General features: G+C 66.2%; 8 protein-coding genes and 1 pseudogene. 5 read left to right on the top strand and 4 right to left on the bottom strand.

Translation table 11 applies throughout. The features are described from left to right. A pseudogene (locus tag RMO40_RS18700) lies at positions 1 to 1273 on the bottom strand (transcription-repair coupling factor); the annotation flags it as partial. A gap of 95 nt (positions 1274 to 1368) precedes the next feature. On the opposite strand from RMO40_RS18700, the gene ispD reads away from it, so the two are divergent. Together ispD and ispF are read left to right on the top strand one after the other, a co-directional pair. Next, positions 1369 to 2061: a 2-C-methyl-D-erythritol 4-phosphate cytidylyltransferase gene (ispD, locus tag RMO40_RS18695; RefSeq protein WP_309724603.1), complete on the top strand. Its 693-nt coding sequence runs from the start codon at positions 1369 to 1371 to the stop codon at positions 2059 to 2061. Continuing rightward, on the top strand, positions 2058 to 2558 hold the full coding sequence (ispF, locus tag RMO40_RS18690) for a 2-C-methyl-D-erythritol 2,4-cyclodiphosphate synthase (protein ID WP_309724601.1): 501 nt from the start codon (positions 2058 to 2060) through the stop codon (positions 2556 to 2558). The genes ispD and ispF overlap by 4 nt, the downstream gene beginning before the upstream one ends. Before the next feature lie 135 nt (positions 2559 to 2693). Here the strand turns inward: ispF and RMO40_RS18685 are convergent, their stop codons facing one another. Both RMO40_RS18685 and ompR read right to left on the bottom strand, forming a co-directional pair. After that, positions 2694 to 4022 (bottom strand): ATP-binding protein, encoded by a 1329-nt coding sequence (locus RMO40_RS18685; RefSeq protein WP_309724599.1) that lies wholly within the window; start codon positions 4020 to 4022, stop codon positions 2694 to 2696. Between the two features lie 76 nt (positions 4023 to 4098). After that, positions 4099 to 4833 carry an osmolarity response regulator transcription factor OmpR gene (gene ompR, locus RMO40_RS18680; RefSeq protein WP_296685334.1) on the bottom strand — a complete coding sequence of 245 codons (735 nt, stop codon included), beginning with the start codon at positions 4831 to 4833 and terminating at the stop codon, positions 4099 to 4101. A 203-nt stretch (positions 4834 to 5036) separates the two neighbouring features. On the opposite strand from ompR, the gene RMO40_RS18675 reads away from it, so the two are divergent. From RMO40_RS18675 to RMO40_RS18665, 3 genes are read left to right on the top strand one after another with little or no spacing between them, the layout of a single operon-like run. Continuing rightward, entirely contained in the window at positions 5037 to 6419 is a 1383-nt protein-coding gene (locus RMO40_RS18675; protein ID WP_309724596.1) for a DUF1800 family protein, read from the top strand. 14 nt (positions 6420 to 6433) lie between these two features. Then, complete coding sequence (locus tag RMO40_RS18670) at positions 6434 to 7600, top strand: DUF1501 domain-containing protein (protein ID WP_489660196.1); 1167 nt, start codon at positions 6434 to 6436, stop codon at positions 7598 to 7600. Between the two features lie 10 nt (positions 7601 to 7610). Next, a complete protein-coding gene (locus tag RMO40_RS18665) occupies positions 7611 to 8303 on the top strand; it encodes an SIMPL domain-containing protein (protein ID WP_309724592.1) in 693 nt (230 codons plus the stop codon). Between the two features lie 105 nt (positions 8304 to 8408). On the opposite strand, the gene RMO40_RS18660 is transcribed toward RMO40_RS18665, so the two are convergent. Continuing rightward, on the bottom strand, positions 8409 to 9132 hold a 724-nt coding region (locus RMO40_RS18660; protein ID WP_309724590.1), incomplete at its 5' end, for a 3-hydroxybutyrate dehydrogenase.

The following is a 9132-nucleotide window of genomic DNA, read 5'->3' as shown; positions in this document are numbered from 1 at the left end:
TGCTGTCGCGCAGCAGCTCGAGCAGGCTTTCACGGCGGCCCTGGCTCTCGGCCATGATCAACACGCGGTGCTGGGTGGTGCCCACGTGCAGCTGCAGCTTCTTCAGCGGCTCGGGGGCGCCACGGTCGACGCTCAGGTCGGGCAGGGGGCGGGCCCACTCGACCGGCTCCTTGCCGCGCACCACCAGCGTGGCGTGGGCATTGGCGAGCGTGAAAAAGTCTTCGGGCCGCAGGAACAGGTCTTCGGGCGGCAGGATGGGCCGCTCGCGGTCGTGCTGCAAGAAGCGGTGACGCTCGCGGGTGTCGGTCCAGAAGCGTTTCAGCGCATCGTCGATGTCGCCGTGCAAGACAACGGCTGCGCCCCCGTTCCGTTCGGGCTGAGCTTGTCGAAGCCTGCCCTGAGCTGTGTCGAAAGGCCCTTCGACAGGCTCAGGGCGAACGGAGATGGGCGAAAGGTACTCAAAGATCGTCGCCGTGCCGTCGAAGAAGAGCGGCAGGTAGTACTCGATGCCGGCGGTGGCGATGCCGCTGCCGATGTCTTTGTACAAGCGCACCTTGGTCGGGTCGCCTTCCATCTTTTCGCGCCAGCGGGCACGAAAGGCGGCGCGCGCCTCGTCGTCCATCGGGAACTCGCGACCGGGCAGCAAGCGCACCTCGGGCACGGGGTAGAGGCTGCGCTGGCTGTCGGGGTCGAAGGTGCGGATGCTGTCGACTTCGTCGCCAAACAGATCGACGCGGTAGGGCACCAGCGAGCCCATCGGGAAGAGGTCGATCAGGCCGCCACGCACCGCGTATTCGCCGGGTGACACCACCTGGCTCACATGCGTGTAGCCGGCGAGCGTGAGCTGGGCCTTCAGCGCCGCTTCGTTGAGCTTGGCCTTCTGTTTGAAGTGGAAGGTGTAGCCCGCCAGGAAGCTCGGCGGTGCCAATCGCACCAGCGCCGTGGAGGCCGGCATCAAGACCACGTCGACCTCGCCCTGCTGCACCCGCCAGAGTGTGGCCAGGCGCTCGGAGATCAGGTCCTGGTGCGGCGAGAAGGTGTCGTAGGGCAGGGTTTCCCAGTCGGGGAACACGGCCACACGCAAATCGGGTGCGAAGAACTGCAACTCACCTTCGAGCCGCTGCGTGTCGGCGGGCTCGGCGCTGATGATGGCGGTGAGCTGGCCTTGTGCTTTTTGTGCCTGGGCGAAGCGCGCCAGCAGCAGGGCGTCGGCCGAACCAAGCGGCCGCGGCAGGGTGAAGCGTTTACCGGGAGCGAGGGCGGGCAACTGCATGGGAACCAGACAAAATCAAATCGCCCCGCTGAGGCGTTTTCCTCCGGGGCGATGAACTGGGCGAATTATAGAATTCGCCCCTCTTTGCCCGCTTGATGACCACAACATCTCCCCCTCACCTCTACGCCTTGGTGCCCTGCGCGGGCGTCGGTGAGCGTGCGGGGGCCGATGGGCCCAAGCAGTACGCGCCACTGGCGGGTCGCAGCCTGGTGTCGCACACCTTGTTGGCCTTGGCCGAGGTGAAGCGCCTTCGGCAGACGCTGGTGGTGCTGAGCCCGCGAGACACGGTTTTCGAATCGCACACAGCCGGGTTCACCGGCTGGGTGGCGCGTGTGGGGGGTGAGAGCCGCGCTGCGTCGGTCGCTAGTGGATTGGCCGAGTTGTTGCGCCGCGGTGCGCAGCCCCACGACTGGGTGCTGGTTCACGACGCCGCGCGTTGTTTGCTGCGGGCCGTTTGGGTCGATGCCTTGATCGACGCTTGCTTGAACGATGAGGTGGGTGGCCTGTTGGCCTTGCCCCTGGCCGACACCATGAAGCAGGAATCCGCCGGCCGCGTGGTGGCCACCGTCGAGCGCGCCCACAAGTGGCAGGCGCAAACGCCGCAGATGTTTCGCCTCGGCGAGCTGCAGCGCGCCTTGGCGAGCGCGGGCGCCGTCACCGACGAAGCCAGTGCCATCGAGGCCACCGGCCGTGCGCCCAAGCTGGTGCCGGGTTCATTCGAAAATTTCAAGGTCACCTACCCCAGCGACTTTGCGCTGGCCGAACGCCTGTTGAGGACACGCCCATGACGCTCAAACCGCAAGTGCCACGCTGGCGCATTGGCGAGGGCTGGGACACGCATGCCCTGGTCGCCGGGCGCAAGCTCATCCTGGGTGGGGTGGAGATTCCCCACACGCATGGCCTCAAGGGGCATTCGGATGCCGTCGCGCTGTGCCATGCGATCACCGATGCGCTCTTTGGGGCCGCAGCGATGGGCGACATCGGCCGCCATTTCCCAGACACCGACCCGCAGTTCCAGGGCGCCAACTCGCTGGCCTTGCTGACCGAAGCGGGCCGTCGTGTGAAGGCCGCCGGCTGGATCATCGGCAACGTGGACAGCACCATCATCGCCCAGGCGCCAAAGATGGCGCCGCACATTCAACCCATGCGCCAGCGCATCGGCATCGCACTGGGCATCCCGGTGGAGCAGGTGAACGTGAAGGCCAAGACGGCTGAGAACATGGGGCCGGTGGGGCGCCTCGAATCGATTGAAGCGCGGGCGGTGTGTTTGCTGGTGAAGGCTTGAGCTGACTCGACCGTCTTTTCAACGCAAAGGCGCAAAGGTCGCCAAGAACGCAAAGGAAAGCATTGTCTTTCTTGGCGACCTTTGCGTTCTTTGCGCCTTCGCGGTGAGAAAACCCTGCCTGTGCTCCGCAGAGAGTCAAGGCGCCTTTTTCAGCCGCACATGCGCCACCAGCCCACCGTCCATCGCATTGGCGAGCTCAAAGCTGCCACCCATGCGCTGCACTGATTTTTCGACGATGGCCAGGCCGAGGCCAGCACCCGTCGCCGCCGTGCGCGCCGCGTCGCCGCGGAAGAAGGGCGTGGTCAGCTGCTTGATCTTCTCGGGCGCCACACCCTGGCCATAGTCGCGCACGCTCAGAATCACCCACGGCCCGGTGCGCGCATAACTCACCTGCACGCGCGCAATGCCGGTGTCGGTGGAGCGGCCGTAACGCCGCGCGTTTTCAAACAGGTTCTGGAACACCCGGCCGAGCTCGACCTCGTCGGCCATGACCTTGGTGTCGATCGCCACGCGCGAGCTGATGCGAATCTGCGAGGGATCACGAAAGCCCTGCATCTCGCGCTCGACCAGGCTGCTCACGTGCACCGGCACGAGCTTCGTTTCGCCAGGCCGCGCGTAATCCATGAATTTGTCGATGATGGCGTCGAGCTGGTCGATGTCGAGCGCCATGTTTTTCTTGGCTTCTTCGTCGTGCACGCTCATCTCGGCTTCGAGACGCAGGCGGGCGAGCGGCGTGCGCAGGTCGTGAGAGATGCCGGCCAGCATCACCGCGCGGTCTTCTTCCACCTTGGCCAGCTCGCGGGCCATGCGGTTGAAGCCCATGTTGACCTGGCGGATCTCGCTGGTGAGCGTGTTCTCGTCCAGCTGCGATTCGTACTCTCCATCGCGGATGCGGCTGGCGGCGAACGACAGGTCGCGCAGCGGTTGGTTGATGAGGCGCGCAATGGCGGCCGAGCCGAACACGGTGGCGAGCAGGGCAATGGTCACCCACAACAACCAGCTGCTGCCCGCCATCGGCCGCACCCGGGTCGGGTCGGCCTGCAGCCAGTAAGCGTCTTTTTCGACCGTGAAGCCGACCCACAGCCCGCTGATGCCATTCACCGCTGACGCGACCACGGTGTCGGCGCCCAGCCGCGAATGCAGCTCCTGGCTGATGGCCTTGGAAAAGCGGTCCGACTCGAAAGGCTCCCATTTGTCGCCTGGCTCACGCGGCAGCACCTTGACCGCGTCCTGGTTCGACATGGTCTTGACGAGCGTGATGCGGTTGATGTCGTCGGCGTATTTCATCGCCGCCCGCGACAGGTTCACCAGGCTGGCGATCTGCTGCGCCGACTGCACGGCGCGCGGCTCGAACTCGAGCGCCCGGAAAGTCTGCACCCAGGCGAACACGCCACCCACCAGCAGAATGGCGAGCAGGAAAAACGTGCGCCAGAAGAGGCTGAGTGCGACGGTCTTGCGTGGCATGGCAAGGGGCTGGGGGTCGGGCACCGTCGGAGCGAAAAAGGGCCCCTTCTTGGGGCCCTGGCGCGGTTTCTGTCGATCAGGCCGCGCCATCGGGGACGAACACGTAGCCCACGCCCCACACGGTCTGGATGTAGCGCGGCTGGGCCGGGTCGGGCTCGATCATCTTGCGCAGCCGGGAGATCTGAACGTCGAGGCTGCGGTCGAAGGGCTCGAATTCGCGGCCGCGTGCGAGCTGGGCCAGCTTGTCGCGCGAGAGCGGCTGGCGCGGGTGGCGCACCAGCGCCTTGAGCATCGAGAACTCGCCGGTGGTCAGCGCGATCTGCTCGCCGTCTTTCGACAGGCGGCGCAGCGCGAGGTCGAATTCGAACGGGCCGAAGGTCACGGTCTGTGCGTCTTTGGCAGGCGCACCAGGCGCTTCCATCGCGGGGCGACGGCGCAACACGGCGTGGATGCGCGCCAGCAGCTCGCGCGGGTTGAACGGCTTGGGCAAGTAGTCGTCGGCGCCGACTTCGAGGCCGACGATGCGGTCCACGTCTTCGACCTTGGCGGTGAGCATGATGATGGGCGTCACGTCGTTCGCGGCGCGCAGCCGGCGGCATATCGACAAGCCGTCTTCGCCCGGCAGCATCAGGTCGAGCACGATCAGGTCGACCGTCTCGCGGGTGAGCACGCGGTTGAGCGCTTTCGAGTCTTCGGCCAGCAGCACCTCGAAGCCTTCTTGCGTGAGATAGCGGCGCAGCAGGTCGCGGATGCGGGCGTCGTCGTCGACCACGACGATGCGGTCGGGGCGGGCGTTGGTGTTTGGCGTCATGGCTGGCCTTCCGTCATTTGTAACAGCGGGCATTGTGCGCAGGTTCACAGGCCGTTTTGGTTGGCCTTGACCACTTGTTACAAATCTATGACAGGGGCGCCAAAGCGCCAAGTGAAGCTTTGTGAAGTCCATGGTGGCGTGTCGGCGCGGCCGCATGATGGCTCGTTGAGCGGGCATCTCACTCCCGCCATGGCGAGGCGCCCATGAAACCTTCAATCCCTTCGCAGCTGACTGCGGCCGACGCGCGGCACCTGTTGTCACGCACCGGCTTTATGCCGTCGCCCGTTGAGCTGCAGCCCTGGGTCGGCCTGTCTGCCGAGGCCGCGGTGGACAAGCTGCTCGCCGCCGCGCAGCTTGCCAAACCTCTGAACCCGGCACCGGCGTTCACGCGTGAGGCCCTGCGCACGCCCTATGGCCGCCTGGCCGATGACGAGGCGCGCAAGGCGGCACGCCAGCAGTCGCGTGCCGACACCATCGCGCTCGCGGCCTGGTGGCTGCAAGAGATGCGCGACACCCCCACGCCGCTGGCCGAGCGTTTGGTGCTGTTCTGGCACAACCACTTCGCCACCTCGGCGCAGAAGGTGCAGCAGGCGCAGGGCATGTACATCCAGCACCAGCTGCTGCGCCAACACGCGCTGGGTTCGTTTCGCGAGCTGCTGCAGGGCGTGGCGCGTGACCCAGCAATGCTGATTTACCTCGATGGAGCCGCGAATCGCGCGCAAGCACCGAACGAAAACTTTGCGCGTGAGGTGATGGAGTTGTTCACCCTGGGTGAGGGCCAGTACAACGAGCGTGACATCAAGGAGGCCGCGCGTGCCTTCTCCGGCTGGTCGGTCGACCGCGAGACCTGGCGCGCGCAGCTGCGGCCACGCCAGCACGACGACGGTGAGAAAACACTGTTTGGCCGCAGCGCCCGCTTCGACACCACCAGCGCGCTCGACGCCATGATGGAGCAGCCGGCCGCCGCCCGTTTCATCACCACCAAGCTGTGGCGCGAGTTTGTGTCGCCCACGCCCAACGCCGCGAGCGTCGATCGCATCGCCCAGCGTTTTCGCGCCAGCGGCTGGCGCACCGACGTGGCCTTGCGCGAGCTGCTGTTGAGCGACGCCTTCTGGGCTGATGACTCACGCGCGTCGCTGATCAAATCGCCGGTGGAGCTGGCGGTGGGCACGCTGCGGCAGTTCGACATTCAGCTCGACAGCACCTTGCCGCTGGTGGCGGTGACCTCGCGCCTGGGGCAGATGCTGTTCCTGCCGCCCAACGTGAAGGGTTGGCCGGGCTACACCGACTGGATCAACAGCACCAGCCTCCTGAACCGCAAGCGCTTCACCGAGCGCCTGTTTCGCGGCTTGGACATGAACATGAACAGCATGGGCGGCGGCCGTGGGGTCGACATGCGCTTCGATGCCGAAGCCTGGCTCAAGCCGATGGGCGCCTGGCCCGACCGTGAGCCCGATGCGGCCTCGCAAGCGCGCATCGTCGAAGCCGTATTGGCCACGCCGGCCGTGAACCCGGTGCCCGCCGGCACAGTGGGCTTGCAGTACCTGCGGGCGTTGAGCCTCGACCCCGCCTTTCAGCTCAAGTGAGGAGCCTCGCCATGATCGACAGACGCCAAATATTGAGCCTGAGCGGCCTCGCCTTGCCCGGAGTGCCCAGCCTCGCGTGGGCACAACGGGCTGCCTCTGCGGCCGACCGCATGCTGGTGCTGGTGGAGCTGAAGGGCGGCAACGACGGGCTCAACACCGTCGTGCCCTATTCACACCCCGCCTACGCGCAACTGAGGCCCACCCTCGGCCTCAAACCCGACGAGGTGCTGAAGCTCGATGCGGCGATCGGCTTGCATCCCTCGCTTGCGCCTCTGCTGCCGCTGTTTGAAAAACGCGAGATGGCCATCTTGCTGGGCCTGGGCTACCCGCAGCCCAACCTGTCGCACTTTCGCTCGATCGAGATCTGGGACACCGCGTCGCGTTCGACCGAGTACCTCGACGAAGGCTGGGTGGCCCGCGCCATGTCGGCCGGCCTGCGCAATGCGGCCCGCTTCACCACCGAGGGCGTGGCCGTGGGCAGCGCCGGGCTGGGTGCACTGAGCGGCGCGAGGGCGGTGTCGCTCACCAACACCGAGGCCTTCGTGAATCAGGCGCGTCTGGTCACGCCCACCAGCGTGCGCGGCAATGCGGCGCTGGAGCATGTGTTGCGGGTGGAGGCTGGCGTGCTGCAGGCCGCCGAAGGTTTGCGCAACCCCGGCGGAGCACCACTCAACACCGAGTTCCCAGCGCACGGCTTCGGCCAGGCGGTGCGTGCCACCTGCCAGATCGTGGCGGGGCAGAAAGGCCGGGGCGGTGTGCCGGTGTTCCATCTCACGCACGGCAGCTTCGACACCCACCGTGGGCAGCTCGGAACCCACGCCACGCTGCTGAAGCAACTCGCCGAGGGCTTGGTGGCCTTGCGTGCGGGCCTGGTGGAAATCGGAGCTTGGGAGCGCACGCTCGTCGTCACTTATTCCGAATTTGGCCGGCGTGCGCGGCAAAACCAGAGCGGCGGCACCGACCACGGCACGGCCGCGCCGCACTTCGCCCTGGGTGGTTCGGTGCGTGGCGGTGTGGTCGGCACCATGCCCGATCTGGAGCGCCTGGATGCCACACAGAACCTGGTGCATACCGCCGACTTTCGCCAGCTCTATGCGACCATCGCCCGCCGTTGGTGGGGTCTTGACCCCGAGCCCGTGGTGCGCGGGCAATTCGACCTGCTTCCCTTTTTGACTGCCTGAGGATTCCCTGATGAAAAACAAGATTGCCCTGCTCACCTTGCTCGCCTCGACCTCGGTGTGGGCTGCTGACCCACCGCCGCAAAACGTGATCGGCCTGTCGTCCAGCGCCAGCGTCGAGGTGACGAAAGACCTGCTCAGCGTCACGCTGAGCGCCACGAGAGACGGCACCGATGCAGCCAGCGTGCAATCGGCCCTGAAACAGGCGCTCGACGCTGCCTTGGCCGAAGCCAAGAGGGCCGCCAAGCCGGGCCAGATCGATGTTCAGACCGGCAACTTTTCGCTTTTCCCGCGCTACTCGCCCAAGGGCGGCATCACCGGCTGGCAAGGCACGGCCGAGCTGGGCATCGAAGGGCGTGACATCCCCGGCATCGCCAAGCTCACCGGTCGCATCACCACGATGACGATTGCCCGCGTGGGCTCGGGTCTTTCGAAAGAACAGCGCGAGAAGGTCGAGAGCGCGGTGGCCGCCGAGGCCATTGCCAGCTACCGCGCCAAGGCCACCGACTACGCCAAACAGTTCGGCTTTAGCAGCTACACCGTGCGTGAGGTCAATGTGAACAGCAACGAGCCGATGAGCTACAGCCCGGCGCCCATGGTTCGCATGAATGCGAAGTCAGCCGACGCCTCGGAGAGCCTGCCGGTGGAGCTGGGCAAGGGCACCGTCACGGTCACCGTGAACGGCACCGTCCAAATGACCAAGTAGAGCGAGCGCAGCAAGCGACCGATCAAGCCACCGCCGTGGAACCGGCTTTGCCGGGCCACTGGCGGGCGCCCCTTGGGGGCAGGAGCGAAGCGACTGGGGGGCTTGTTACTGCGCGACCCAGCCGCCGTCGACGTTCCAGGCCACGCCTCGGATGTTGGCGCCGGCAGGCGAGCACATGAAGACGGCCAGCTCGCCCAGTTGTTCGGGCGTGACGAACTCAAGCGACGGCTGTTTCTCGCTGAGCAGATCAATCTTGGCTTTATCAACCGTGATGCCCTCGCGCGCCGCACGGTCGTCGATCTGCTTTTGCACCAGCGGCGTGAGCACCCAGCCCGGGCAGATGGCGTTGGACGTGATGCCGGTGGTGGCCGTCTCCAGCGCGATCGACTTGGTGAAGCCGACGATGCCGTGCTTGGCCGCCACGTAGGCCGATTTCTGCGCCGAGGCCACCAGGCCGTGGGCCGAAGCGATGTTGATGATGCGGCCCCAGTTTTTCTGGCGCATGGACGGGATGGCCAGGCGCGTGGTGTGGAATGCGGAGCTCAAGTTGATGGCGATGATGGCGTCCCACTTGGCTACCGGAAAGTCTTCCACCTTGGCCACGTGCTGGATGCCGGCGTTGTTGACCAGGATGTCGACGCCGCCGAACTCTTTCTCGGCGTAGGCCATCATGGCCTCGATCTCGGCCGGCTTGCTCATGTCGGCCCCGTGGTAGCCGGCCTTCACGCCGAGCGCGGCAACCTCGGCACGCGCAGGCTCGTGGTCACCGAACCCGTTCAAGATGACATCAGCCCCCTGGCGGGCCAGGCACAGCGCCACACCCAGGCCG

The organism is Rhizobacter sp., assembly GCF_031412075.1.
Taxonomy (GTDB): domain Bacteria; phylum Pseudomonadota; class Gammaproteobacteria; order Burkholderiales; family Burkholderiaceae_C; genus Rhizobacter.
The sequence above is the reverse complement of the archived record's forward strand: the minus strand, read 5'-3'. Positions and strand labels throughout refer to the sequence as shown.